Here is a 22,507-nt window from a genome sequence, read left to right on the forward strand (position 1 = left end):
GTTAATCGCTTTGCAGCATCTCTTCCAGCTGTTCCTGCGCGTCAAGCCAGGCCATTTCGCAATCCTCAAGACCCGATTTGGCTTTTGCCTGAATTTGCAGACACTCGGTCAGTTCGGCTTTGCGCGTCTGGTCGTAAAGCTCGCTGTCGCCGAGCTTCTCTTCAACGGTGGCCAACTGATTCTGGAACTTCTCCATCTCTTTTTCGAGACGGGTAATTTCTTTACGCAAAGGCTGTGTTTGGGTGCGCAGTTCCGCTTCGCGACGCTTCTGATCTTTACGTGATTGCGCACTGTTGGCGTTATCTCGTGCGTCGTCAGCGGGCTGGTTTTCCTGCTTTTGCACGTCGGTCAGCCACTGCTGGTAGTCTTCCAGATCGCCGTCGAAAGGTTCGACTTTGCCGTCGTGGACCAGGTAGAGATCGTCGGTCGTCGAGCGGATCAGGTGACGATCGTGAGAGACCACCACCAGTGCGCCTTCAAATTCGATCAACGCTTCGGTCAGCGCCTGACGCATGTCGAGATCCAGGTGGTTGGTGGGTTCATCAAGCAGCAGCAGGTTTGGACGCTGCCAGACGATCAATGCCAGGACCAGACGCGCTTTTTCACCACCGGAGAAGCGCTCGGTGTTTTCCGTTACTTTATCGCCCTGGAAGCCAAAGCCGCCGAGATAGTCGCGTAGCTTCTGCTCCATCTCCTGCGGAGCAAGTCGCGCCATGTGCTGAATAGGCGATTCATCTGCGCGTAAAAATTCCAGCTGATGCTGGGCGAAGTAGCCAAGCTTAATGCCCTTTGCCAGACCGATATCACCACTTACCGGATTAAGCTCACCCGCCAGCAGTTTGATTAGCGTGGATTTACCGGCACCGTTGCGCCCAAGTAGACCGATGCGGGAACCCGGTACCAGATTGAGTTTAATGGAATCCAGAATGATTCGATCGCCGTAGCCCGCGCTGACCTTTTCCATCTTCAACAGCGGGTTCGGCAGGCTTTCGGGCTGACGGAAGCTAAAGTGGAACGGGTTGTCCACGTGCGCAGGAGCAATCATCTCCATGCGTTCCAGCATCTTCACGCGGCTCTGCGCCTGCTTGGCTTTTGAGGCCTTTGCTTTGAAGCGTTCGACAAAGCTTTGCAGATGCGCCACGCGCTGCTGCTGGCTTTCGTACATCGCCTGTTGCTGAGAAAGTCGGGTGGCGCGCTGACGTTCGAAAGAACTGTAGTTGCCGGTATATTCGAACAGTGATTCCTGTTCGATATGGATAATTTTATCCACCACCGGATCGAGGAAGTCGCGGTCATGGGAAATCAGGATCAAGGTGCCCTGATAGCTTTTCAGCCATTTTTCCAGCCAGATAACCGCGTCGAGATCGAGGTGGTTTGTTGGTTCATCGAGCAGCAGTAAATCTGAACGGCACACCAGCGCCTGTGCCAGGTTAAGGCGCATACGCCAGCCGCCCGAGAAGTCGCTGACCGGGCGTTCCAGCTGTTCATTACTAAAGCCCAGACCGTGCAGCAGGCTGGAAGCGCGCGAGCGAATGGTCCACGCGTCGATGGCGTCGAGCTTACCGTGAACGGTGGCGATGGCGTGACCGTCATTGCGCTCGTTTGCGGCGTTCAGTTCGGCTTCTAGCCTGCGGTATTCGCGATCGCCATCAATGACATAGTCGAGTGCCGGAACGGTCAGCGCGGGCGTTTCCTGGTTGACCCAGGCCAACTGCCAGTTACCCGGATAGGTGAAGCTACCGGCATCAGCGCTCATCTCATTTTTAAGCAGCGATAGCAGAGTTGATTTGCCGCAGCCGTTTTTGCCGACCAGGCCGACTTTCTGACCTGGATTAATGGTGGCTGTCGCGTTGTCCAGCAGGACCCGCACGCCGCGTCGAATTTGTAAGGAGGAGAAAACAATCATAGAGCGCCGTGTGTTCCGACTATGTTAAGTTGTCATTATAATCAGGTTAAATGTACCGCCACGCGCTGCGTGGGGTGTGCCATGTTAGCCCAAAATGGCGATGATGACGACCCGGGAGGGGAATGATGTCCCAGACAGCAAAAGTGCTGCTGTTGTATGCCCATCCGGAATCCCAGGACTCGGTCGCAAACCGGGTTTTGCTTAAACCGGCTCAACGGCTGAGCAACGTAACGGTGCACGATCTTTACGCGCACTATCCTGACTTTTTTATTGATATCCCGCACGAGCAGGAACTATTGCGTCAGCATGACGTGATTGTGTTCCAGCATCCGCTATATACCTACAGTTGTCCGGCACTGCTCAAAGAGTGGATGGACCGCGTATTAAGCCGAGGCTTTTCCAGCGGCGTGGGAGGAAACCAACTGGCGGGAAAGTATTGGCGGAGTGTCGTGACGACCGGTGAACCGGAAAGCGCGTACCGCCACGAAAGCCTAAATCGTTATCCTATGAGCGACATCCTGCGCCCTTTTGAACTGACGGCGGGGATGTGCCGTATGCACTGGATGAGCCCAATGATTGTCTACTGGGCGCGACGCCAGCAGCCGCAGGAGTTGGCAAACCACGCCAAAGCTTATGGTGACTGGCTGGCCTCACCGATTTTAGCAGGAGGCCGCTGATGGAAGGTTCCGATTTATTACTGGCGGGCGTGCTGTTTCTGTTCGCCGCCGTGGTCGCGGTGCCGGTGGCCTCACGGATTGGGATCGGTGCGGTGCTGGGTTATCTGCTGGCGGGTATTGCTATCGGCCCGTGGGGGCTTGGTTTTATCAGCGACGTGGATGAAATCCTGCACTTTTCAGAACTGGGCGTGGTATTCCTGATGTTTATCATCGGGCTGGAGCTAAACCCGGCGAAGCTCTGGCAATTACGCCGTTCCATTTTTGGCGTGGGAGCCGCGCAGGTTGTGTTTAGTGCGGCGATCCTCGGCGGATTGCTGATGTTGACCGATTTCCGCTGGCAGGCGGCGGTCATCGGTGGGATTGGCCTGGCGATGTCCTCGACGGCAATGGCGTTACAGCTGATGCGCGACAAAGGTATGAATCGCAACGAGTCGGGACAGCTGGGTTTCTCGGTGCTGCTGTTCCAGGACCTGGCGGTGATCCCTGCATTAGCGCTTGTACCTTTGCTGGTTGGCCCAGGAGACGATCATTTCGACTGGATGAAGGTTGGCATGAAGGTGTTGGCCTTTGCCGGTATGCTGATTGGCGGCCGCTTTTTGCTGCGCCCGGTGTTTCGCTTTATTGCCGCCTCGGGCGTGCGCGAGGTGTTTACCGCCGCGACGCTGCTGCTGGTTTTAGGCTCTGCGCTGTTTATGGATGCGTTGGGGCTGTCGATGGCGCTGGGGACCTTTATTGCGGGCGTGCTGCTGGCGGAAAGTGAATATCGTCACGAACTTGAAATTGCGATAGATCCCTTTAAAGGACTGCTGCTGGGCCTGTTCTTTATTTCCGTTGGTATGGCGCTTAACCTCGGTGTGCTCTATACCCATCTGCTGTGGGTAGTCGTGAGCGTCGCGGTGCTGGTGGCCGTTAAAACGGGCGTATTGTATGCGCTGGCGCGAATTTACGGTTTGCGTAGTTCAGAGCGAATGCAGTTTGCTGGCGTGCTGAGTCAGGGGGGCGAGTTTGCGTTTGTGCTTTTCTCCACGGCATCATCGCAGCGCTTATTCCAGGACGATCAGATGGCGCTGCTGCTGGTGACGGTCACGCTGTCGATGATGACCACACCGTTGCTGATGAAGCTTATCGATAAATCGCTTTCACGTCGCTTTAATCAATCGGAAGACGAGGATGAAACGCCGTGGGTTGAGGACGATAAACCTCAGGTGATTGTGGTTGGCTTTGGTCGTTTTGGTCAGGTGATTGGCCGCCTGCTGATGGCCAATAAAATGCGAATTACGGTGCTTGAGCGTGATATCAGCGCGGTCAACCTGATGCGAAAATATGGCTATAAGGTCTATTACGGCGATGCTACCCAACTGGAACTGCTGCGTTCCGCAGGTGCCGAGGCGGCAGAATCTATCGTGATCACCTGCAATGAGCCAGAGGATACGATGAAGCTGGTGGAACTGTGTCAGCAGCATTTTCCGCATCTGCATATTTTGGCGCGAGCGCGTGGACGCGTGGAGGCACATGAATTGTTGCAGGCGGGCGTGACGCATTTCTCGCGTGAGACGTTCTCCAGTGCGCTTGAGTTAGGGCGTAAAGCGCTGGTATCGCTGGGGATGCATCCGCATCAGGCGCAACGTGCGCAAATGCACTTTCGTCGCCTCGATATGCGGATGCTGCGAGAGCTCATGCCGATGAATACCGATACGGTGCAGATTTCCCGCGTGCGGGAAGCGCGTCGCGAGCTTGAAGAGATTTTCCAGCGTGAAATGCAGCAGGAACGACGTCAAATGGACGGTTGGGACGAATTTGAATAGGGGGAAAAGTATGGCAGTTCGTAAACGTTTTATCGCCGGAGCAAAATGCCCGTCCTGTCAGGCGCAAGATTCGTTGGCGATGTGGCGCGAAAATAATATTGATATTGTTGAGTGTGTTAAGTGTGGGCACCAGATGCGTGAGGCCGATAAAGAGGCTCGCGAGCATGTTCGCAAAGAAGAGCAAGTGATCGGCATTTTTCATCCGGACTAGCGATATGCCCCGAGTTTTTTTAAGCTAAAGGGTACACGGGTGCAGATTTCCGTTACAATCTGCGCCAGCAATTTTCCCACGCTCAGGAGATATCATGAAAGTAGCAAAAGACCTGGTGGTCAGCCTGGCCTATCAGGTACGTACAGAAGACGGTGTGTTGGTTGATGAGTCTCCGGTGAGTGCGCCGCTGGACTACCTGCACGGTCACGGTTCCCTGATTTCCGGCCTGGAAAACGCGCTGGAAGGTCACGATGTTGGCGATAAATTTGACGTTGCTGTAGGCGCGAACGACGCTTACGGTCAGTATGACGAAAACCTGGTTCAGCGCGTTCCTAAAGATGTGTTCATGGGCGTTGACGAACTGCAGGTTGGCATGCGTTTCCTGGCGGAGACCGACCAGGGTCCAGTTCCGGTTGAAATCACCGAAGTGGAAGACGAGCACGTTGTGGTTGACGGTAACCATATGCTGGCTGGCCAGAACCTGAAGTTCAACGTTGAAGTGATTGCAATCCGCGAAGCGACCGAAGAAGAACTGGCTCATGGCCACGTTCACGGCGCTAACGGTCACGACCACGACCATGATCACGACCATGACGGTTGCTGCGGTGGTCACGGCCACGACCATGACCACGGTCATGAGCATGGCAAAGGCGGTTGTGGCGGTAACGGCGGTTGCGGTTGCCACTAATTCCGAATCTCGGAAAATAAAAAAGCGGGAATATCCCGCTTTTTTTACGTCTCAATAATGTGGTGGCGGTGTTTCTTCCGACATTGAGGCAATGTGTGACGACTGTGTCGCCTTCACTTTCTCGGTCAGCAGGCGCAGAAGATCGCGCAGTTTTGCCATTTCCAGTTCGTGAGCTGTCACGGTCTGGTTGAGTTCTTCAATAGTCACATCCTGGAATGCCAGGCGGCTTTCCAGCTCGGCCAGCCGCGCTTCAATAGTCGTCTCTTGCATGATTGACCTCCTCGTTATCTCGTGTGCCATCAGACATTGGCGGAGCCAGATTTTACCCGAGTTTGTACCCTTATGCAGTATCCATCCCTTTGGCGCGAAACTTAATTACACAAAAATAGTCTGAAAAGTGGAGAGATTAGGGGGAGTCTGTCTGTAGATTTCTTCTGCAACGTTCTATAGTACGCTTCTCATTTACGTTTAATACTGGGGCGAGAGGCCTCAGGTCCTGGAGATATGGATGAAATCACTGTTTAAAGTAACGCTGCTGGCGACGACTATGGCTGTCGCTCTGAATGCGCCGCTGTCATTCGCTGCTGATACCGCTGCGAAACCTGCTGCGACTGCACAAAGCAATGCGGCGTTCAAAAACGACGACCAGAAATCAGCCTATGCGCTGGGCGCCTCTCTGGGTCGTTACATGGAAAACTCTCTGAAAGAGCAAGAAAAGCTGGGCATCAAGCTGGATAAAGATCAGCTGATCGCCGGTGTTCAGGATGCGTTTGCAGATAAGAGCAAACTGTCCGATCAGGAAATTGAACAGACCCTGCAGGCGTTCGAAGCTCGCGTGAAAGGCGCAGCTCAGGGCAAGATGGAAAAAGATGCAAAAGACAACGAAGTGAAGGGTAAAACCTACCGCGATACTTTTGCTAAAGAGAAGGGCGTAAAAACCTCTTCTACCGGTCTGCTCTACAAAGTAGAGAAAGAAGGTACTGGCGATGCGCCTAAAGATAGCGACACCGTTGTTGTTAACTACAAAGGTACTCTGATCGACGGTAAAGAGTTTGATAACTCTTACACCCGTGGTGAGCCTCTTTCTTTCCGTCTGGACGGCGTTATCCCTGGCTGGACTGAAGGTCTGAAAAATATCAAGAAAGGCGGCAAAATCCAGTTGGTCATTCCACCGGATCTGGCTTACGGCAAAACGGGCGTTCCAGGTATCCCTGCGAACTCCACTCTGGTCTTCTCTGTAGAGTTGTTGGATATCAAACCAGCACCGAAAGCAGATGCTAAGCCTGAAGCTGCGGCAGATGATAAAGCTGCCGACGCAGCGAAGAAGTAAAACGCTAAAAACCGCCGCCTTTAAGGCGGCGGTTTTTTTTATTGTGGGGCAGATATAATTAACACTGGAAAGCGTTACCTACGCTGTATTAATTTAGTTGTCCGTGTAAATATGAGCCTGCCCTGACAACCTAATGACAGGCTCCTGAAAAGGAGTGTTTTTTTCATGTCCAGGTCGCTTTTAACCAATGAAACCAGTGAACTTGATTTACTGGATCAACGTCCTTTCGATCAGACCGATTTCGATATTCTGAAATCTTACGAAGCGGTGGTGGACGGGTTAGCGATGCTCATAGGCTCCCACTGCGAAATCGTATTGCACTCCCTGCAAGATCTAAAATGTTCCGCCATCCGAATCGCGAATGGTGAGCACACTGGCCGTAAAATTGGCTCGCCAATAACCGACCTTGCATTGCGTATGCTGCACGACATGACCGGCGCGGACAGCAGCGTCTCGAAATGTTATTTCACCCGTGCCAAAAGCGGCGTACTGATGAAGTCAGAAACGATCGCTATTCGTAATCGCGATCATCGCGTGATTGGATTGCTGTGCATCAACATGAACCTTGATGTGCCATTTTCACAAATTATGAGTACGTTCATTCCTCCTGAGACGCCGGAAGTTAACTCTTCGGTGAACTTTGCTTCATCCGTGGAAGATCTGGTCACCCAAACGCTGGAATTCACGATTGAAGAGGTGAATGCCGATCGCAACGTGTCCAACAATGCTAAGAATCGTCAGATCGTGCTGAATCTCTATGAAAAAGGTATTTTTGATATCAAAGATGCCATTAACCAGGTCGCCGATCGCCTGAACATCTCCAAGCACACGGTTTATCTCTATATTCGCCAGTTCAAAAGCGGTGATTTCCAGGGACAAGACAAGTAATGCGTTTTGCCCTGATGGTCACAGGCCCGGCCTACGGTACTCAGCAGGCAAGCAGCGCGTTGCAGTTCGCAGAGGCGTTGTTGAATGCAGGTCATGAGCTGGAAAGCGTTTTCTTCTATCGTGAGGGCGTGTATAACGCCAATCAGTTGACCTCTCCGGCTTCTGATGAATTCGATCTGGTTCGCGCATGGCAAGCGCTAAGCGAAAAGAACGGCGTTGAGCTGCATATCTGCGTCGCTGCGGCGCTGCGTCGTGGTGTAACGGATCATGCAGAAGCAGAACGCCTTGGGCTGGTAGGGGCAAACCTACAGCCTGGATTTTCTCTTAGTGGGCTAGGTGCGCTGGCGCAAGCGGCGTTAACCTGCGATCGAATGGTACAATTCTGATGAATCGCGTTGCTTATGTTTTTGCATCGGCCCCTCACGGTAATGCTGCCGGTAGGGAAGGGTTGGATGCGCTTTTGGCTACGTCAGCCCTTACCGAAGATATTGGCGTTTTCTTTATCGGCGATGGTGTGTTTCAAATTCTTGCCGGCCAGCAGCCGCAGGCAGTGCTGTCGCGCGATTACATTTCGACGTTTAAAGTGCTGCCACTGTATGACATCGACACTTTCTGGGTCTGTGCAGCCTCTTTAAAAGAGCGAGGCCTGGATAAAAACGTACCTTTTGTGCTAAATGTCACCGTGCTTGAATCCGACGCCCTGCGCGAACAACTTTCCCAATTCGATACTGTTCTGACTTTCTGAGGCCGCTATGCTCCATACTTTGCGCCATTCACCGTGGCAGTGTGATATCGAAGGCATGCTCAGAATGCTGCGTGATGGCGACGACCTGTTGCTCATCCAGGATGGTGTTTTGGCGGCCATCGAAGGGAATCGCTTTGTTGAAATTCTCAACAATGCCCCCATTAATGTCTTTGCGCTAAGAGAAGACGTTGATGCCCGCGGTCTTGTTGGTCAAATTTCCACCAAAATTGACGTCGTTAGCTATACTGATTTCGTCAAACTAGCGGTTAAGCATCCAACTCAAATGAGTTGGTAACCCGAGATCGCTGTATATTTCTTGACACCTTTTCGGCGTAGCCCTAGAATTTCGCGTCCTCATATTGTATGAGGTCGATTTATTACGTGTTTACGAAGCAAAAGCTAAAACCAGGAGCTATTTAATGGCAACAGTTAACCAGCTGGTACGCAAACCACGCGCTCGCAAAGTTGCAAAAAGCAACGTGCCTGCGCTGGAAGCCTGCCCGCAGAAACGTGGTGTATGTACCCGTGTATATACCACCACCCCTAAGAAACCAAACTCCGCACTGCGTAAAGTATGCCGTGTGCGTTTGACCAACGGTTTTGAAGTGACCTCCTACATCGGTGGTGAAGGTCACAACCTGCAGGAACACTCCGTGATCCTGATCCGTGGCGGTAGTGTAAAAGACCTTCCGGGTGTTCGTTATCACACCGTTCGTGGTGCACTCGACTGTTCCGGCGTTAAAGACCGTAAACAGTCTCGCTCCAAGTATGGCGTGAAACGTCCTAAGGCTTAATGGTTCTCCGTTAAGTAAGGCCAAACTGTTTTAACTAATGTCAAACTAAACTCTATGAGTTTTGGACAATCCTGAATTAACAACGGAGTATTCCCATGCCACGTCGTCGCGTCATTGGCCAGCGTAAAATCCTTCCAGATCCTAAGTTCGGATCAGAACTGCTGGCAAAATTTGTAAACATCCTGATGGTAGATGGTAAAAAATCTACCGCAGAAGCAATCGTATACAGCGCGCTTGAGACCCTGGCTCAACGTTCTGATAAGAATGCGCTGGAAGCCTTCGAAGTCGCTCTCGACAACGTACGCCCGACTGTAGAAGTTAAGTCTCGCCGCGTTGGTGGTTCTACTTACCAGGTTCCAGTTGAAGTTCGTCCGGTTCGTCGTAATGCCCTGGCAATGCGTTGGATCGTTGAAGCTGCTCGTAAACGCGGTGATAAATCCATGGCTCTGCGTCTGGCGAACGAACTTTCTGATGCTGCAGACAACAAAGGTACTGCAGTTAAGAAACGTGAAGACGTTCACCGTATGGCAGAAGCCAACAAGGCGTTCGCACACTACCGTTGGTAATCCCTTCGGAGTCGTAGTCACCAGACGGGTACTTCTTAGAAGTTGCCCGTCTGGGTTACTTAACTGAACGCCAAAGAAACAAACGAGGAATCAAATGGCTCGTACAACACCCATCGCACGCTACCGTAACATCGGTATCAGTGCGCACATCGACGCCGGTAAAACCACTACTACCGAACGTATTCTGTTCTACACCGGTGTAAACCATAAAATCGGTGAAGTTCATGACGGCGCAGCTACCATGGACTGGATGGAACAGGAGCAGGAGCGTGGTATTACTATCACCTCCGCAGCGACTACTGCATTTTGGTCAGGTATGGCTAAGCAGTATGAACCGCATCGCGTAAACATCATCGACACCCCGGGCCACGTTGACTTCACTATCGAAGTTGAACGTTCCATGCGTGTTCTTGATGGTGCTGTAATGGTTTACTGCGCAGTTGGTGGTGTTCAGCCACAGTCTGAAACCGTATGGCGTCAGGCTAACAAATATAAAGTTCCACGCATTGCGTTCGTTAACAAAATGGACCGCATGGGTGCTAACTTCCTGAAAGTTGTAGGCCAGATTAAATCCCGTCTGGGCGCGACAGCTGTTCCGCTTCAGTTGGCGATTGGCGCTGAAGAAGGTTTCACCGGTGTTGTTGACCTGGTGAAAATGAAAGCCATCAACTGGAACGATGCCGATCAGGGCGTGACCTTCGAATACGAAGACATCCCTGCTGACATGGTTGAGCTGGCCAATGAATGGCACCAGAACCTGGTTGAATCCGCAGCTGAAGCTTCTGACGAGCTGATGGATAAATATTTGGGCGGCGAAGAGCTGACCGAAGAAGAAATCAAAACTGCGCTGCGTGCACGAGTGCTGGCTAACGAGATCATTCTCGTAACTTGCGGTTCTGCATTCAAAAACAAGGGCGTACAGGCAATGCTGGATGCGGTAATTGATTACCTGCCAGCACCAACTGACGTACCGGCAATCAACGGTATGCTGGACGACGGTAAAGATACCCCAGCTGAACGTCATGCTACCGATGATGAACCGTTTGCTGCGCTGGCGTTCAAAATCGCTACCGACCCATTCGTGGGTAACCTGACGTTCTTCCGCGTTTATTCTGGCGTGGTTAACTCTGGTGATACCGTATATAACCCAGTTAAATCGGCTCGTGAGCGTTTTGGTCGTATCGTTCAGATGCATGCTAACAAGCGTGAAGAGATCAAAGAAGTTCGCGCGGGCGACATTGCTGCTGCAATCGGCCTGAAAGACGTGACTACTGGTGACACCATCTGTGATCCGGACAACGTGATCATTCTGGAGCGTATGGAATTCCCTGAACCGGTAATTTCTATCGCTGTAGAACCGAAAACCAAAGCTGACCAGGAAAAAATGGGTCTGGCTCTGGGTCGTTTGGCTAAAGAAGATCCATCATTCCGCGTATGGACTGATGAAGAATCTAACCAGACCATCATCGCTGGTATGGGTGAACTGCACCTCGACATCATCGTTGACCGTATGAAGCGTGAATTCAACGTTGAAGCTAACGTGGGTAAACCTCAGGTTGCTTACCGCGAAGCGATTCGTGCGAAAGTTACTGATATCGAAGGTAAACACGCTAAGCAGTCTGGTGGTCGTGGTCAGTTTGGTCATGTTGTTATCGACATGTACCCACTGGAGCCGGGCTCAAATCCGAAAGGTTATGAGTTCATCAACGACATCAAAGGTGGTGTAATTCCTGGTGAATACATCCCTGCTGTTGATAAAGGCATCCAGGAGCAGCTGAAGTCTGGTCCTCTGGCGGGTTACCCAGTAGTAGATCTCGGTGTGCGTCTGCACTTCGGTTCTTACCACGACGTTGACTCCTCTGAACTGGCGTTTAAACTGGCCGCTTCTATTGCCTTCAAAGATGGCTTTAAGAAAGCAAAACCAGTTCTGCTTGAACCTATCATGAAGGTTGAAGTTGAAACTCCAGAAGAGAACACTGGTGACGTTATCGGTGACCTTAGCCGTCGTCGTGGTCAGCTGAAAGGTCAGGAATCTAACGCTACTGGTGTTCAGATTCATGCTGAAGTTCCGTTGTCTGAAATGTTCGGTTACGCAACTCAGTTGCGTTCACTGACCAAAGGTCGTGCATCTTACTCCATGGAATTCCTGAAGTATGATGATGCGCCGAACAACGTTGCTCAGGCCGTAATTGAAGCCCGTGGCAAATAAGCCGTAGGGTTAAAACAAAATCCCGTGCCCCCTCGGTGAGGGGGTACTATAGTAAGGAATATAGCCGTGTCTAAAGAAAAATTTGAACGTACAAAACCGCACGTCAACGTCGGTACTATCGGCCACGTTGACCATGGTAAAACTACCCTGACTGCTGCAATCACTACCGTTCTGGCTAAAACCTACGGTGGTTCTGCTCGTGCATTCGATCAGATCGATAACGCACCAGAAGAAAAAGCTCGTGGTATCACCATCAACACTTCTCACGTTGAGTATGACACCCCGTCTCGCCACTACGCACACGTAGACTGCCCAGGCCACGCCGACTATGTTAAAAACATGATCACCGGTGCTGCGCAGATGGACGGCGCGATCCTGGTTGTTGCTGCGACTGACGGCCCTATGCCTCAGACTCGTGAGCACATCCTGCTGGGTCGTCAGGTAGGCGTTCCTTACATCATCGTGTTCCTGAACAAGTGCGACATGGTTGATGACGAAGAGCTGCTGGAACTGGTAGAAATGGAAGTTCGTGAACTTCTGTCTCAGTACGATTTCCCAGGCGATGATACTCCAATCATCCGTGGTTCTGCTCTGAAAGCGCTGGAAGGCGAAGCAGAGTGGGAAGCTAAAATCGTTGAGCTGGCTGGCTACCTGGATTCTTACATCCCAGAACCAGAACGTGCTATCGACAAGCCATTCCTGCTGCCAATCGAAGACGTATTCTCTATCTCCGGCCGTGGTACTGTTGTTACCGGTCGTGTAGAGCGCGGTATCGTTAAAGTTGGCGAAGAAGTTGAAATCGTTGGTATTAAAGAGACTGCTAAGTCTACCTGTACTGGCGTTGAAATGTTCCGCAAACTGCTGGACGAAGGTCGTGCAGGCGAGAACTGTGGTGTTCTGCTGCGTGGTATCAAACGCGAAGAAATCCAGCGTGGCCAGGTTCTGGCTAAGCCAGGCTCTATCAAGCCACACACCAAGTTCGAATCTGAAGTGTACATCCTGTCCAAAGATGAAGGCGGCCGTCATACTCCGTTCTTCAAAGGTTACCGTCCACAGTTCTACTTCCGTACAACTGACGTGACCGGTACCATCGAACTGCCAGAAGGCGTTGAGATGGTTATGCCTGGCGACAACATTCAGATGGTTGTTACCCTGATCCACCCAATCGCGATGGATGACGGTCTGCGTTTCGCAATCCGTGAAGGCGGCCGTACTGTTGGCGCTGGCGTTGTTGCTAAAGTTATCAGCTAATCGCTGCTAACCTTTAACGCAATGCGTATTAAAAGGGCATCATTTGATGCCCTTTTTGCTATTTAAAGTTTATTGTTTGTCACACTCTTTCGCATTTTTTGACCTTCCATAACGCGTTTTCTAGCGTATCTGCTATTGTAATCATAATTATTCTCACTTACACTTTGTGCATAAATTGAACGGGAGTTTCTATGTACGTTTGTTTGTGTAATGGCGTGAGTGATAAAAAAATACGTCAGGCCGTTCGACAATTTCATCCTCAATCTTTCCAGCAGCTTCGCAAGTTTGTTCCGGTAGGAAATCAATGCGGTAAGTGCGTACGTGCGGCACGTGAAATTATGCAGGACGAATTGATGCAGATCCCGGAATACAAAGAGATCGCTTAAGACACTATCTTTTTTTTGACATCCCTGTAGCCCCATCTACGCTTCAATAAGTGGAAGCGGAGGGACTATATAATGAAAGGTGATGTTAAAATCATAAGTTATCTCAATAAATTATTGGGAAATGAGCTTGTCGCGATCAACCAGTATTTTCTCCATGCAAGAATGTTCAAAAACTGGGGCCTGACGCGCCTCAATGATGTCGAATACCATGAATCCATCGATGAAATGAAACACGCCGATAAATATATTGAGCGTATCCTCTTTCTTGAAGGCATTCCTAACCTGCAAGATCTCGGCAAACTTGGCATCGGTGAAGACGTTGAAGAGATGCTACGTTCGGATCTGACACTTGAACTCGATGGTGCTAAAGATCTTCGGGAAGCGATTGCTTATGCAGATAGCGTCCATGACTACGTCAGCCGGGATATGATGATTAAGATCCTGGCAGATGAAGAAGGCCATATTGATTGGCTTGAAACCGAACTGGACCTCATCGGAAAAATTGGTTTGCAAAACTATCTTCAGTCGCAAATCAAAGTGGAAGATTGATAAGAGTTTGCCAGCCTGTCAATAAACCTGCTGCCGCCATAAATGGACCAAACGGTAGTGGGTTTTTTTGTGCCTGTTTATCAGGATGCAGCAGCATTCGGATGAGCACATATATGATGGCCATCAGAGCCGCTGACAGAACCATCGATGGCAATATGCACCAGCCGTGCCACGCTCCAAGAGCTGCAAGATACTTCACATCCCCGTAGCCAAGCCCTTCACTTTTGCAAATCAATCGATACCCCCAATAAATGCAGGCAAAACTAGCATATCCCGCCATGGCACCGACAACCGCACTGGCCAAAAACCCGGAATGAAAGATGAGATGGTAGAGAAGCCCTACCCATAAGAGCGGACAAAGATATTTATCCGGTAAGAGCCCGGAACGAATATCTTCGCGAACCAGAAGACAGGTTAATCCGGCATAGGCAATCAAAAAGGGAAGAGTGGTTAGCATGCGTCAGCCTCATCAGTTATCACTGCGGCATCCTCTTCCTCTGGGCCTGTTCATAACAAACAGTGAAAGGCAGTTCTGCGAAGCGCCTTCAAACAAATCGACTGAGGCATACAACGTTACGTGAGAATGTCGAACCACTTCGCAAACAAGCACACCAGCGCTTGTTTTATAAACGGCACTTGCGTTGTGGTCAGATTTACGTATAATGCGCGGGCTTGTCGTAATTGACAGCTGGTTCAATCTGAACCTGGGTAACAGCATTTTAGTTACCTAACAATGCTCCCAATTGGGGGGCTACGTAAGAACGGTTACACTCTCCCATCAATCGTAATGGGTATGAGTAGTAATCATTTTCGCTTATAAAATAATTGGAGCTCTGGTCTCATGCAGAACCAAAGAATCCGTATCCGCCTTAAAGCGTTTGATCATCGTCTAATCGATCAATCAACCGCGGAAATCGTCGAGACTGCTAAGCGCACTGGTGCGCAAGTCCGTGGTCCGATCCCGCTGCCGACCCGCAAAGAGCGCTTTACCGTTCTGATCTCTCCGCACGTCAACAAAGATGCGCGTGATCAGTACGAAATTCGCACTCACAAGCGTCTGGTTGACATCGTTGAGCCAACTGAGAAAACCGTTGATGCTCTGATGCGTCTGGATCTGGCTGCCGGTGTAGACGTGCAGATCAGCCTGGGTTAATCAGGTCATCGAGCGATTGAGAGGTTGAAACAATGATTGGTTTAGTCGGTAAAAAAGTGGGAATGACCCGCATCTTCACTGAAGATGGCGTATCTATCCCAGTAACCGTTATCGAAGTTGAAGCAAACCGCGTTACTCAGGTTAAAGACCTGGCTAACGATGGCTACCGTGCAGTTCAGGTTACCACTGGCTCTAAAAAAGCAAGTCGTGTAACTAAGCCGGAAGCTGGTCACTTCGCTAAAGCTGGCGTTGAAGCTGGCCGTGGTCTGTGGGAATTCCGTCTTGCTGAAGGCGAAGAGTTCACCGTAGGTCAGGACATTAGCGTTGAGCTGTTTGCTGAAGTCAAAAAAGTTGACGTAACCGGTACCTCTAAAGGTAAAGGTTTTGCTGGTACCGTTAAGCGCTGGAACTTCCGTACTCAGGATGCTACGCACGGTAACTCCTTGTCTCACCGCGTTCCGGGTTCTATCGGTCAGAACCAGACTCCGGGCAAAGTGTTCAAAGGCAAGAAGATGGCAGGTCAGATGGGCAACGAACGCGTCACTGTCCAGAGCCTGGACGTAGTACGTGTTGACGCTGAGCGCAACCTGCTGCTGGTTAAGGGTGCTGTTCCGGGTGCAACCGGTAGCAACCTGATCGTTAAACCAGCTGTGAAGGCGTGAGGAGATAGCAATGGAATTAGTATTGAAAGACGCGCAGAGCGCGCTGACTGTTTCCGAAACTACCTTCGGTCGTGATTTCAACGAAGCGCTGGTTCACCAGGTTGTAGTTGCTTATGCAGCTGGTGCTCGTCAGGGTACTCGTGCTCAGAAGACTCGTGCTGAAGTAACTGGTTCCGGTAAAAAGCCGTGGCGCCAGAAAGGTACCGGCCGTGCGCGTGCAGGTTCTATTAAGAGCCCAATCTGGCGTTCCGGTGGTGTGACCTTCGCTGCTCGCCCGCAGGACCACAGTCAAAAAGTAAACAAAAAGATGTACCGCGGCGCGCTGAAAAGCATTCTGTCCGAACTGGTACGTCAGGATCGTCTGATCGTTGTCGAGACGTTCTCTGTAGAAGCGCCTAAAACTAAGCTGCTGGCACAGAAACTGAAAGACATGGCTCTGGAAGATGTGTTGATCATCACCGGTGAGCTGGATGAAAACCTGTTCTTAGCTGCGCGTAACCTGCACAAGGTTGACGTACGCGATGCAACTGGTATCGACCCGGTTAGCCTGATCGCCTTCGACAAAGTCGTAATGACTGCTGATGCTGTTAAGCAAGTTGAGGAGATGCTGGCATGATTCGTGAAGAACGTCTGCTGAAGGTGCTTCGTGCGCCGCACGTTTCTGAAAAAGCGTCTGCTGCGATGGAAAAAACAAATACCATCGTTCTCAAAGTTGCTAAAGACGCGACCAAAGCAGAAATTAAAGCTGCTGTGCAGAAACTGTTTGAAGTCGAAGTCGAAGTCGTTAACACCCTGGTAGTTAAAGGGAAAGTTAAACGTCAAGGACAGCGTATCGGTCGTCGTAGCGACTGGAAAAAAGCTTACGTCACCCTGAAGGAAGGCCAGAATCTGGACTTCGTTGGCGGCGCTGAGTAAGTCGGAGGAGTAATACAATGGCAGTTGTTAAATGTAAACCGACATCTCCGGGTCGTCGCCACGTTGTTAAAGTGGTCAACCCTGAGCTGCACAAGGGCAAACCTTTTGCTCCGCTGGTTGAAAAAAACAGCAAATCCGGTGGTCGTAACAACAATGGCCGCATCACTACTCGTCACATCGGTGGTGGTCATAAGCAGGCTTATCGTATTGTTGACTTCAAACGCAACAAAGACGGTATCCCAGCAGTTGTTGAGCGTCTTGAGTACGATCCGAACCGTTCCGCGAACATCGCGCTGGTTCTGTACAAAGATGGCGAACGCCGTTACATTCTGGCCCCTAAAGGCCTGAAAGCTGGCGACCAGATTCAGTCTGGCGTTGATGCTGCAATCAAAGCAGGCAACACCCTGCCGATGCGCAATATCCCGGTTGGTTCTACCGTTCATAACGTAGAAATGAAACCAGGTAAAGGCGGTCAGCTGGCACGTTCCGCTGGTACTTACGTTCAGATCGTTGCTCGCGATGGTGCTTATGTCACCCTGCGTCTGCGCTCTGGTGAAATGCGTAAGATCGAAGCAGACTGCCGCGCTACTCTGGGCGAAGTTGGCAATGCTGAGCATATGCTGCGCGTTCTGGGTAAAGCTGGTGCTGCACGCTGGCGTGGTGTTCGTCCTACCGTTCGCGGTACTGCGATGAACCCAGTCGATCACCCACATGGTGGTGGTGAAGGTCGTAACTTTGGTAAGCACCCTGTAACTCCATGGGGCGTTCAGACCAAAGGTAAGAAGACCCGCAGCAACAAGCGTACTGATAAATTTATCGTACGTCGCCGTAGCAAATAATTTTAGAGGATAAGCCATGCCACGTTCTCTCAAGAAAGGTCCTTTTATTGACCTGCACTTGCTGAAGAAGGTAGAGAAAGCGGTGGAAAGCGGAGACAAGAAGCCCCTGCGCACTTGGTCCCGTCGTTCAACGATCTTTCCTAACATGATCGGTTTGACCATCGCTGTCCATAATGGTCGTCAGCACGTTCCAGTCTTTGTTTCCGACGAAATGGTCGGTCATAAACTGGGTGAATTCGCACCGACTCGTACTTATCGCGGCCATGCTGCTGATAAAAAAGCGAAGAAGAAATAAGGTAGGAGGAAGAGATGGAAACTTTAGCTCAACATCGCCATGCTCGTTCTTCTGCTCAGAAGGTTCGCCTTGTTGCTGACCTGATTCGCGGTAAGAAAGTGTCGCAGGCCCTGGACATCCTGACCTATACCAACAAGAAAGCTGCGGTATTGGTTAAGAAAGTACTGGAATCTGCCATTGCTAACGCTGAACACAACGATGGCGCTGACATTGACGATCTGAAAGTTACGAAAATTTTCGTAGACGAAGGCCCAAGCATGAAGCGCATTATGCCGCGTGCGAAAGGTCGTGCAGATCGCATCCTGAAGCGCACCAGCCACATTTCTGTGGTTGTGTCCGATCGCTGAGACTCTGGAGACTAGCAATGGGTCAGAAAGTACATCCTAATGGTATTCGCCTGGGTATTGTAAAACCATGGAATTCAACCTGGTTTGCGAACACCAAAGAATTCGCTGACAACCTAGACAGCGATTTTAAAGTACGTCAGTACCTGACAAAGGAACTGGCTAAGGCGTCTGTATCTCGTATCGTTATCGAGCGTCCAGCTAAGAGCATCCGTGTGACTATTCACACTGCTCGTCCTGGTATCGTTATCGGTAAGAAAGGCGAAGACGTAGAAAAACTGCGCAAGGTCGTAGCGGATATCGCTGGCGTTCCTGCACAGATCAACATCGCTGAAGTTCGTAAGCCTGAACTGGACGCAAAATTGGTTGCTGATAGCATCACTTCTCAGCTGGAACGTCGCGTTATGTTCCGTCGTGCTATGAAGCGTGCTGTTCAGAACGCAATGCGTCTGGGCGCTAAAGGTATTAAAGTTGAAGTTAGCGGCCGTCTCGGCGGCGCGGAAATCGCACGTACCGAATGGTACCGCGAAGGTCGCGTACCGTTGCATACTCTGCGTGCTGACATTGACTATAACACCTCTGAAGCGCACACCACTTACGGTGTAATCGGTGTTAAGGTATGGATCTTCAAAGGTGAGATCCTGGGTGGCATGGCTGCTGTTGAACAACCGGAAAAACCGGCTGCTCAACCTAAAAAGCAGCAGCGTAAAGGCCGTAAATAAGGAGCGTCGCTGATGTTACAACCAAAGCGTACAAAATTCCGTAAAGTGCACAAAGGCCGCAACCGTGGTCTGGCGCAGGGTACGGATGTTAGCTTCGGCACTTTCGGTCTGAAAGCTGTTGGCCGTGGTCGTCTGACTGCACGTCAGATCGAAGCAGCACGTCGTGCAATGACCCGTGCAGTTAAGCGTCAAGGTAAAATCTGGATCCGTGTATTCCCGGACAAACCGATTACCGAGAAGCCGCTGGAAGTTCGTATGGGTAAAGGTAAAGGTAACGTGGAGTATTGGGTTGCCTTGATTCAGCCGGGCAAAGTCCTGTATGAAATGGACGGTGTACCGGAAGAGCTGGCCCGTGAAGCATTCGGACTGGCAGCAGCGAAACTGCCGATTAAAACCACCTTTGTAACTAAGACGGTGATGTAATGAAAGCAAATGAGCTGCGTGAAAAAAGCGTTGAAGAGCTGAACGCCGAGCTGCTGAACCTACTGCGTGAGCAGTTTAACCTGCGTATGCAGGCTGCAAGTGGCCAGCTGCAACAGACTCACCTGCAGAAGCAAGTGCGTCGCAATGTTGCACGCGTTAAGACTTTACTGACTCAGAAGGCGGGTGCGTAATGACCGATAAAATCCGTACTCTGCAAGGTCGTGTTGTTAGTGACAAAATGGAAAAATCCATCGTTGTTGCTATCGAACGTATTGTGAAACACCCGATCTACGGTAAATTCATCAAGCGTACGACCAAACTGCACGTACATGACGAGAACAACGAATGCGGTATCGGTGACGTGGTAGAAATCCACGAATGCCGTCCGCTGTCCAAGACTAAGTCCTGGACGCTGGTTCGCGTTGTAGAGAAAGCGGTTCTGTAATAGAGTTAGCCTTCTCAATACGAATAAACGGCTCAGCTATGGGCCGTTTATTTTTTCTACCCATATTGTAGAAGCGGTGTTATAATGCCGCGCCCTCGATATGGGGCTTTTCGACGACTCTGAATGTAGAGTCTCAGGTAGTTGACATTAGCGGAGCACTAAAATGATCCAAGAACAGACTATGCTGAACGTCGCCGACAACTCCGGTGCACGTCGCGTAATGTGTATCAAGGTTCTGGGTGGCTCGCACCGTCGCTACGCAGGCGTAGGCGACATCATCAAGATCACCATCAAGGAAGCAATTCCGCGTGGTAAGGTCAAAAAAGGTGATGTGCTGAAAGCGGTAGTGGTGCGCACCAGGAAGGGTGTTCGTCGCCCTGACGGTTCTGTCATTCGCTTCGATGGTAATGCATGCGTTATTTTAAACAATAACAGCGAGCAGCCTATCGGCACGCGTATCTTTGGGCCGGTAACTCGTGAACTTCGTACTGAAAAGTTCATGAAAATTATCTCTCTGGCACCAGAAGTACTCTAAGGAGCGAATCATGGCAGCGAAAATCCGTCGTGATGACGAAGTTATCGTGTTAACCGGTAAAGATAAAGGTAAACGCGGTAAAGTAAAAAATGTTCTGTCTTCCGGCAAGATCATTGTTGAAGGTATTAACCTGGTTAAGAAACATCAGAAGCCGGTTCCGGCCCTGAACCAACCAGGTGGCATCGTTGAAAAAGAAGCTGCTATTCAGGTTTCTAACGTTGCACTCTTCAATACGGCAACCGGCAAGGCTGACCGTGTAGGCTTTAGATTCGAAGACGGCAAAAAAGTCCGTTTCTTCAAATCTAATAGCGAAACTATCAAGTAATTTGGAGTAGTACGATGGCGAAACTGCATGATTACTACAAAGACGAAGTAGTTAATAAGCTCATGACTGAGTTTAACTACAATTCTGTCATGCAAGTCCCTCGGGTCGAGAAGATCACCCTGAACATGGGTGTTGGTGAAGCGATCGCTGACAAGAAACTGCTGGATAATGCAGCAGCTGATTTGACAGCAATCTCCGGTCAAAAACCGTTGATCACCAAAGCACGCAAATCTGTTGCAGGCTTCAAAATCCGTCAGGGCTATCCGATCGGCTGTAAAGTAACTCTGCGTGGCGAACGCATGTGGGAGTTTCTTGAGCGCCTGATCTCTATTGCTGTACCACGTATCCGTGACTTCCGTGGCTTGTCCGCTAAGTCTTTCGACGGTCGTGGAAACTACAGCATGGGTGTCCGTGAGCAGATCATCTTCCCAGAAATCGACTACGATAAAGTCGACCGCGTGCGTGGTTTGGATATTACCATTACCACTACTGCGAATTCTGACGAAGAAGGCCGTGCTCTGCTGGCTGCGTTTGACTTCCCGTTCCGCAAGTAAGGTAGGGTTACTGAATGGCTAAGCAATCAATGAAAGCACGCGAAGTAAAGCGCGTAGCTTTAGCTGATAAATTCTTCGCTAAACGCGCTGAACTGAAAGCGATCATCTCTGATGTGAACGCTTCCGACGAAGATCGTTGGAATGCAGTTCTCAAGCTGCAGTCTCTGCCGCGTGATTCCAGCCCGTCTCGTCAGCGTAACCGCTGTCGTCAAACAGGTCGTCCACATGGTTATGTGGGCAAGTTCGGGTTGAGCCGTATCAAACTGCGTGAAGCCGCCATGCGCGGTGAAGTACCAGGCTTGAAAAAGGCTAGCTGGTAATTACCAATTGAATCACGGGAGTAAAGACAGATGAGCATGCAAGATCCGATCGCGGATATGCTGACCCGTATCCGTAACGGTCAGGCCGCGAACAAAGTTGCGGTCACCATGCCTTCCGCCAAGCTGAAAGTGGCAATTGCCAACGTGCTGAAGGAAGAAGGTTTTATCGAAGATTTTAAAGTTGAAGGCGACACCAAGCCGGAACTGGAACTTACTCTTAAGTATTTCCAGGGTAAAGCTGTTGTAGAAAGCATTCAGCGTGTCAGCCGCCCAGGCCTGCGCATCTATAAGAAAAAAGATGAGCTGCCTAAAGTTATGGCTGGTCTGGGTATCGCAGTTGTTTCTACCTCAAAAGGTGTTATGACTGATCGTGCAGCGCGCCAAGCTGGTCTTGGTGGCGAAATTATCTGCTACGTAGCCTAATCGGAGGAAAGAATGTCTCGTGTTGCTAAAGCACCGGTCGTCATTCCTGCCGGCGTTGATGTAAAAATCAACGGTCAGGTTATTACGATCAAAGGTAAAAATGGCGAGCTGACTCGTACCCTCAACAAAGCTGTTGAAGTTAAACATGCAGAAAATGCTCTGACCTTCGGTCCACGTGATGGTTTCGTGGATGGATGGGCTAAGGCTGGTACCGCGCGTGCCCTGCTGAACTCAATGGTTGTTGGTGTTACCGAAGGCTTCACTAAAAAGCTTCAGCTGGTTGGTGTAGGTTACCGTGCAGCGATCAAAGGGAATGCAGTAGGCCTGTCTCTGGGCTTCTCGCACCCCGTTGAGCATCCGCTGCCAGCCGGTATCACTGCAGAATGTCCGACTCAAACTGAAATCGTGCTGAAAGGCGCTGATAAGCAGTTGATTGGTCAGGTTGCAGCAGATCTCCGCGCCTACCGTCGTCCTGAGCCTTATAAAGGCAAGGGTGTTCGTTACGCCGACGAAGTCGTGCGTACCAAAGAGGCTAAGAAGAAGTAAG

Annotated in this window: 35 protein-coding genes; 32 read left to right on the top strand and 3 right to left on the bottom strand. The window is 50.6% G+C overall.

What is annotated here, in order from left to right:
• Window position 1: 1 nt before the first annotated feature.
• On the bottom strand, window positions 2-1,906 hold the full coding sequence (locus AC6EMZ_RS16910) for an ABC transporter ATP-binding protein (protein WP_498403864.1): 1,905 nt from the start codon (window positions 1,904-1,906) through the stop codon (window positions 2-4).
• Between the two features lie 122 nt (window positions 1,907-2,028).
• Between AC6EMZ_RS16910 and kefG the strand changes: the two genes are divergently transcribed.
• From kefG to slyD, 4 genes are all read left to right on the top strand, one after another.
• Window positions 2,029-2,583, top strand: a complete 555-nt coding sequence (kefG, locus tag AC6EMZ_RS16915) for a glutathione-regulated potassium-efflux system ancillary protein KefG (RefSeq protein ID WP_498403866.1) — start codon at window positions 2,029-2,031, stop codon at window positions 2,581-2,583.
• Window positions 2,583-4,388: a glutathione-regulated potassium-efflux system protein KefB gene (gene kefB / locus AC6EMZ_RS16920; RefSeq protein WP_498403868.1), complete on the top strand. Its 1,806-nt coding sequence runs from the start codon at window positions 2,583-2,585 to the stop codon at window positions 4,386-4,388. The genes kefG and kefB overlap by 1 nt, the downstream gene beginning before the upstream one ends.
• 10 nt (window positions 4,389-4,398) lie before the next feature.
• Window positions 4,399-4,599, top strand: coding sequence for a YheV family putative zinc ribbon protein (locus tag AC6EMZ_RS16925; protein WP_498403869.1), 201 nt, complete (start codon window positions 4,399-4,401; stop codon window positions 4,597-4,599).
• Between the two features lie 94 nt (window positions 4,600-4,693).
• A complete protein-coding gene (gene slyD / locus AC6EMZ_RS16930) occupies window positions 4,694-5,287 on the top strand; it encodes a peptidylprolyl isomerase (protein ID WP_498403870.1) in 594 nt (197 codons plus the stop codon).
• Window positions 5,288-5,338: 51 nt separating this feature from the next.
• Here the strand turns inward: slyD and AC6EMZ_RS16935 are convergent, their stop codons facing one another.
• Entirely contained in the window at window positions 5,339-5,557 is a 219-nt protein-coding gene (locus tag AC6EMZ_RS16935; protein WP_498403871.1) for a protein SlyX, read from the bottom strand.
• A gap of 238 nt (window positions 5,558-5,795) precedes the next feature.
• Here AC6EMZ_RS16935 and fkpA point away from each other — a divergent pair, with 238 nt between their 5' ends.
• From fkpA to bfr, 11 genes are all read left to right on the top strand, one after another.
• Entirely contained in the window at window positions 5,796-6,617 is an 822-nt protein-coding gene (gene fkpA, locus AC6EMZ_RS16940) for an FKBP-type peptidyl-prolyl cis-trans isomerase (RefSeq protein WP_498403873.1), read from the top strand.
• A 165-nt stretch (window positions 6,618-6,782) separates the two neighbouring features.
• Entirely contained in the window at window positions 6,783-7,505 is a 723-nt protein-coding gene (locus AC6EMZ_RS16945) for a helix-turn-helix transcriptional regulator (RefSeq protein WP_498403875.1), read from the top strand.
• A complete protein-coding gene (gene tusD / locus AC6EMZ_RS16950; protein WP_498403877.1) occupies window positions 7,505-7,891 on the top strand; it encodes a sulfurtransferase complex subunit TusD in 387 nt (128 codons plus the stop codon). Before AC6EMZ_RS16945 ends, tusD begins: the two co-directional genes overlap by 1 nt.
• A complete protein-coding gene (gene tusC, locus AC6EMZ_RS16955; RefSeq protein ID WP_498403878.1) occupies window positions 7,891-8,250 on the top strand; it encodes a sulfurtransferase complex subunit TusC in 360 nt (119 codons plus the stop codon). The genes tusD and tusC overlap by 1 nt, the downstream gene beginning before the upstream one ends.
• Before the next feature lie 7 nt (window positions 8,251-8,257).
• Entirely contained in the window at window positions 8,258-8,545 is a 288-nt protein-coding gene (gene tusB, locus AC6EMZ_RS16960; RefSeq protein ID WP_498403880.1) for a sulfurtransferase complex subunit TusB, read from the top strand.
• A gap of 124 nt (window positions 8,546-8,669) precedes the next feature.
• The gene (gene rpsL / locus AC6EMZ_RS16965) at window positions 8,670-9,044 is read left to right on the top strand and encodes a 30S ribosomal protein S12 (protein ID WP_498403882.1); all 375 of its coding nucleotides are present in this window, start codon (window positions 8,670-8,672) and stop codon (window positions 9,042-9,044) included.
• A gap of 95 nt (window positions 9,045-9,139) precedes the next feature.
• A complete protein-coding gene (rpsG, locus tag AC6EMZ_RS16970) occupies window positions 9,140-9,610 on the top strand; it encodes a 30S ribosomal protein S7 (protein ID WP_015960721.1) in 471 nt (156 codons plus the stop codon).
• Between the two features lie 94 nt (window positions 9,611-9,704).
• On the top strand, window positions 9,705-11,819 hold the full coding sequence (gene fusA, locus AC6EMZ_RS16975; RefSeq protein WP_498403883.1) for an elongation factor G: 2,115 nt from the start codon (window positions 9,705-9,707) through the stop codon (window positions 11,817-11,819).
• 66 nt (window positions 11,820-11,885) lie between these two features.
• Complete coding sequence (gene tuf / locus AC6EMZ_RS16980; protein ID WP_498403884.1) at window positions 11,886-13,070, top strand: elongation factor Tu; 1,185 nt, start codon at window positions 11,886-11,888, stop codon at window positions 13,068-13,070.
• A gap of 191 nt (window positions 13,071-13,261) precedes the next feature.
• On the top strand, window positions 13,262-13,456 hold the full coding sequence (gene bfd / locus AC6EMZ_RS16985; protein ID WP_059180778.1) for a bacterioferritin-associated ferredoxin: 195 nt from the start codon (window positions 13,262-13,264) through the stop codon (window positions 13,454-13,456).
• Window positions 13,457-13,528: 72 nt separating this feature from the next.
• Complete coding sequence (bfr, locus tag AC6EMZ_RS16990) at window positions 13,529-14,005, top strand: bacterioferritin (RefSeq protein ID WP_498403886.1); 477 nt, start codon at window positions 13,529-13,531, stop codon at window positions 14,003-14,005.
• Here bfr and AC6EMZ_RS16995 read toward each other — a convergent pair.
• A complete protein-coding gene (locus tag AC6EMZ_RS16995) occupies window positions 13,989-14,462 on the bottom strand; it encodes a prepilin peptidase (RefSeq protein WP_498403888.1) in 474 nt (157 codons plus the stop codon). The two genes, bfr and AC6EMZ_RS16995, sit on opposite strands and share 17 nt — an antisense overlap.
• Before the next feature lie 384 nt (window positions 14,463-14,846).
• On the opposite strand from AC6EMZ_RS16995, the gene rpsJ reads away from it, so the two are divergent.
• The 17 genes from rpsJ to rplF all read left to right on the top strand — a co-directional run bounded on the left by rpsJ (window position 14,847) and on the right by rplF (window position 22,506).
• Entirely contained in the window at window positions 14,847-15,158 is a 312-nt protein-coding gene (gene rpsJ, locus AC6EMZ_RS17000) for a 30S ribosomal protein S10 (protein ID WP_001181005.1), read from the top strand.
• Between the two features lie 32 nt (window positions 15,159-15,190).
• Complete coding sequence (gene rplC / locus AC6EMZ_RS17005) at window positions 15,191-15,820, top strand: 50S ribosomal protein L3 (protein WP_015960717.1); 630 nt, start codon at window positions 15,191-15,193, stop codon at window positions 15,818-15,820.
• Between the two features lie 10 nt (window positions 15,821-15,830).
• Window positions 15,831-16,436 carry a 50S ribosomal protein L4 gene (rplD, locus tag AC6EMZ_RS17010; protein WP_498403896.1) on the top strand — a complete coding sequence of 202 codons (606 nt, stop codon included), beginning with the start codon at window positions 15,831-15,833 and terminating at the stop codon, window positions 16,434-16,436.
• Complete coding sequence (gene rplW, locus AC6EMZ_RS17015) at window positions 16,433-16,735, top strand: 50S ribosomal protein L23 (protein WP_097164996.1); 303 nt, start codon at window positions 16,433-16,435, stop codon at window positions 16,733-16,735. Before rplD ends, rplW begins: the two co-directional genes overlap by 4 nt.
• A gap of 17 nt (window positions 16,736-16,752) precedes the next feature.
• Complete coding sequence (gene rplB, locus AC6EMZ_RS17020; protein WP_498403898.1) at window positions 16,753-17,574, top strand: 50S ribosomal protein L2; 822 nt, start codon at window positions 16,753-16,755, stop codon at window positions 17,572-17,574.
• A 16-nt stretch (window positions 17,575-17,590) separates the two neighbouring features.
• On the top strand, window positions 17,591-17,869 hold the full coding sequence (gene rpsS / locus AC6EMZ_RS17025; protein WP_001138115.1) for a 30S ribosomal protein S19: 279 nt from the start codon (window positions 17,591-17,593) through the stop codon (window positions 17,867-17,869).
• A gap of 14 nt (window positions 17,870-17,883) precedes the next feature.
• Window positions 17,884-18,216, top strand: a complete 333-nt coding sequence (gene rplV / locus AC6EMZ_RS17030; protein WP_498403911.1) for a 50S ribosomal protein L22 — start codon at window positions 17,884-17,886, stop codon at window positions 18,214-18,216.
• Window positions 18,217-18,233: 17 nt separating this feature from the next.
• Window positions 18,234-18,935, top strand: a complete 702-nt coding sequence (rpsC, locus tag AC6EMZ_RS17035) for a 30S ribosomal protein S3 (RefSeq protein WP_000529945.1) — start codon at window positions 18,234-18,236, stop codon at window positions 18,933-18,935.
• Window positions 18,936-18,947: 12 nt separating this feature from the next.
• Window positions 18,948-19,358 carry a 50S ribosomal protein L16 gene (rplP, locus tag AC6EMZ_RS17040; RefSeq protein ID WP_002919759.1) on the top strand — a complete coding sequence of 137 codons (411 nt, stop codon included), beginning with the start codon at window positions 18,948-18,950 and terminating at the stop codon, window positions 19,356-19,358.
• Window positions 19,358-19,549, top strand: coding sequence for a 50S ribosomal protein L29 (rpmC, locus tag AC6EMZ_RS17045; protein ID WP_498403920.1), 192 nt, complete (start codon window positions 19,358-19,360; stop codon window positions 19,547-19,549). Before rplP ends, rpmC begins: the two co-directional genes overlap by 1 nt.
• Window positions 19,549-19,803, top strand: coding sequence for a 30S ribosomal protein S17 (gene rpsQ / locus AC6EMZ_RS17050; protein ID WP_015960713.1), 255 nt, complete (start codon window positions 19,549-19,551; stop codon window positions 19,801-19,803). The genes rpmC and rpsQ overlap by 1 nt, the downstream gene beginning before the upstream one ends.
• A 163-nt stretch (window positions 19,804-19,966) precedes the next feature.
• Entirely contained in the window at window positions 19,967-20,338 is a 372-nt protein-coding gene (gene rplN / locus AC6EMZ_RS17055) for a 50S ribosomal protein L14 (protein ID WP_004160583.1), read from the top strand.
• A 10-nt stretch (window positions 20,339-20,348) separates the two neighbouring features.
• Complete coding sequence (rplX, locus tag AC6EMZ_RS17060) at window positions 20,349-20,663, top strand: 50S ribosomal protein L24 (protein WP_095283668.1); 315 nt, start codon at window positions 20,349-20,351, stop codon at window positions 20,661-20,663.
• 14 nt (window positions 20,664-20,677) lie between these two features.
• Window positions 20,678-21,217 (top strand): 50S ribosomal protein L5, encoded by a 540-nt coding sequence (gene rplE / locus AC6EMZ_RS17065; protein ID WP_032614703.1) that lies wholly within the window; start codon window positions 20,678-20,680, stop codon window positions 21,215-21,217.
• 14 nt (window positions 21,218-21,231) lie between these two features.
• A complete protein-coding gene (gene rpsN / locus AC6EMZ_RS17070) occupies window positions 21,232-21,537 on the top strand; it encodes a 30S ribosomal protein S14 (protein WP_003863291.1) in 306 nt (101 codons plus the stop codon).
• A gap of 30 nt (window positions 21,538-21,567) precedes the next feature.
• Window positions 21,568-21,960 (top strand): 30S ribosomal protein S8, encoded by a 393-nt coding sequence (gene rpsH / locus AC6EMZ_RS17075; RefSeq protein ID WP_006178918.1) that lies wholly within the window; start codon window positions 21,568-21,570, stop codon window positions 21,958-21,960.
• Between the two features lie 12 nt (window positions 21,961-21,972).
• Complete coding sequence (gene rplF / locus AC6EMZ_RS17080; RefSeq protein WP_498403926.1) at window positions 21,973-22,506, top strand: 50S ribosomal protein L6; 534 nt, start codon at window positions 21,973-21,975, stop codon at window positions 22,504-22,506.
• Window position 22,507 lies beyond the last annotated feature (1 nt).

This window comes from Enterobacter sp. SCRI0065, from assembly GCF_059766475.1.

Bases quoted from the DNA above. Each gene is read 5' to 3' on its own strand.
- AC6EMZ_RS16910 (WP_498403864.1), bottom strand. From the start codon at position 1,906: ATGATTGTTTTCTCCTCCTTACAAATTCGACGCGGCGTGCGGGTCCTG.
- kefG (WP_498403866.1), top strand. From the start codon at position 2,029: ATGATGTCCCAGACAGCAAAAGTGCTGCTGTTGTATGCCCATCCGGAA.
- kefB (WP_498403868.1), top strand. From the start codon at position 2,583: ATGGAAGGTTCCGATTTATTACTGGCGGGCGTGCTGTTTCTGTTCGCC.
- AC6EMZ_RS16925 (WP_498403869.1), top strand. From the start codon at position 4,399: ATGGCAGTTCGTAAACGTTTTATCGCCGGAGCAAAATGCCCGTCCTGT.
- slyD (WP_498403870.1), top strand. From the start codon at position 4,694: ATGAAAGTAGCAAAAGACCTGGTGGTCAGCCTGGCCTATCAGGTACGT.
- AC6EMZ_RS16935 (WP_498403871.1), bottom strand. From the start codon at position 5,557: ATGCAAGAGACGACTATTGAAGCGCGGCTGGCCGAGCTGGAAAGCCGC.
- fkpA (WP_498403873.1), top strand. From the start codon at position 5,796: ATGAAATCACTGTTTAAAGTAACGCTGCTGGCGACGACTATGGCTGTC.
- AC6EMZ_RS16945 (WP_498403875.1), top strand. From the start codon at position 6,783: ATGTCCAGGTCGCTTTTAACCAATGAAACCAGTGAACTTGATTTACTG.
- tusD (WP_498403877.1), top strand. From the start codon at position 7,505: ATGCGTTTTGCCCTGATGGTCACAGGCCCGGCCTACGGTACTCAGCAG.
- tusC (WP_498403878.1), top strand. From the start codon at position 7,891: ATGAATCGCGTTGCTTATGTTTTTGCATCGGCCCCTCACGGTAATGCT.
- tusB (WP_498403880.1), top strand. From the start codon at position 8,258: ATGCTCCATACTTTGCGCCATTCACCGTGGCAGTGTGATATCGAAGGC.
- rpsL (WP_498403882.1), top strand. From the start codon at position 8,670: ATGGCAACAGTTAACCAGCTGGTACGCAAACCACGCGCTCGCAAAGTT.
- rpsG (WP_015960721.1), top strand. From the start codon at position 9,140: ATGCCACGTCGTCGCGTCATTGGCCAGCGTAAAATCCTTCCAGATCCT.
- fusA (WP_498403883.1), top strand. From the start codon at position 9,705: ATGGCTCGTACAACACCCATCGCACGCTACCGTAACATCGGTATCAGT.
- bfd (WP_059180778.1), top strand. From the start codon at position 13,262: ATGTACGTTTGTTTGTGTAATGGCGTGAGTGATAAAAAAATACGTCAG.
- bfr (WP_498403886.1), top strand. From the start codon at position 13,529: ATGAAAGGTGATGTTAAAATCATAAGTTATCTCAATAAATTATTGGGA.
- AC6EMZ_RS16995 (WP_498403888.1), bottom strand. From the start codon at position 14,462: ATGCTAACCACTCTTCCCTTTTTGATTGCCTATGCCGGATTAACCTGT.
- rpsJ (WP_001181005.1), top strand. From the start codon at position 14,847: ATGCAGAACCAAAGAATCCGTATCCGCCTTAAAGCGTTTGATCATCGT.
- rplC (WP_015960717.1), top strand. From the start codon at position 15,191: ATGATTGGTTTAGTCGGTAAAAAAGTGGGAATGACCCGCATCTTCACT.
- rplD (WP_498403896.1), top strand. From the start codon at position 15,831: ATGGAATTAGTATTGAAAGACGCGCAGAGCGCGCTGACTGTTTCCGAA.
- rplW (WP_097164996.1), top strand. From the start codon at position 16,433: ATGATTCGTGAAGAACGTCTGCTGAAGGTGCTTCGTGCGCCGCACGTT.
- rplB (WP_498403898.1), top strand. From the start codon at position 16,753: ATGGCAGTTGTTAAATGTAAACCGACATCTCCGGGTCGTCGCCACGTT.
- rpsS (WP_001138115.1), top strand. From the start codon at position 17,591: ATGCCACGTTCTCTCAAGAAAGGTCCTTTTATTGACCTGCACTTGCTG.
- rplV (WP_498403911.1), top strand. From the start codon at position 17,884: ATGGAAACTTTAGCTCAACATCGCCATGCTCGTTCTTCTGCTCAGAAG.
- rpsC (WP_000529945.1), top strand. From the start codon at position 18,234: ATGGGTCAGAAAGTACATCCTAATGGTATTCGCCTGGGTATTGTAAAA.
- rplP (WP_002919759.1), top strand. From the start codon at position 18,948: ATGTTACAACCAAAGCGTACAAAATTCCGTAAAGTGCACAAAGGCCGC.
- rpmC (WP_498403920.1), top strand. From the start codon at position 19,358: ATGAAAGCAAATGAGCTGCGTGAAAAAAGCGTTGAAGAGCTGAACGCC.
- rpsQ (WP_015960713.1), top strand. From the start codon at position 19,549: ATGACCGATAAAATCCGTACTCTGCAAGGTCGTGTTGTTAGTGACAAA.
- rplN (WP_004160583.1), top strand. From the start codon at position 19,967: ATGATCCAAGAACAGACTATGCTGAACGTCGCCGACAACTCCGGTGCA.
- rplX (WP_095283668.1), top strand. From the start codon at position 20,349: ATGGCAGCGAAAATCCGTCGTGATGACGAAGTTATCGTGTTAACCGGT.
- rplE (WP_032614703.1), top strand. From the start codon at position 20,678: ATGGCGAAACTGCATGATTACTACAAAGACGAAGTAGTTAATAAGCTC.
- rpsN (WP_003863291.1), top strand. From the start codon at position 21,232: ATGGCTAAGCAATCAATGAAAGCACGCGAAGTAAAGCGCGTAGCTTTA.
- rpsH (WP_006178918.1), top strand. From the start codon at position 21,568: ATGAGCATGCAAGATCCGATCGCGGATATGCTGACCCGTATCCGTAAC.
- rplF (WP_498403926.1), top strand. From the start codon at position 21,973: ATGTCTCGTGTTGCTAAAGCACCGGTCGTCATTCCTGCCGGCGTTGAT.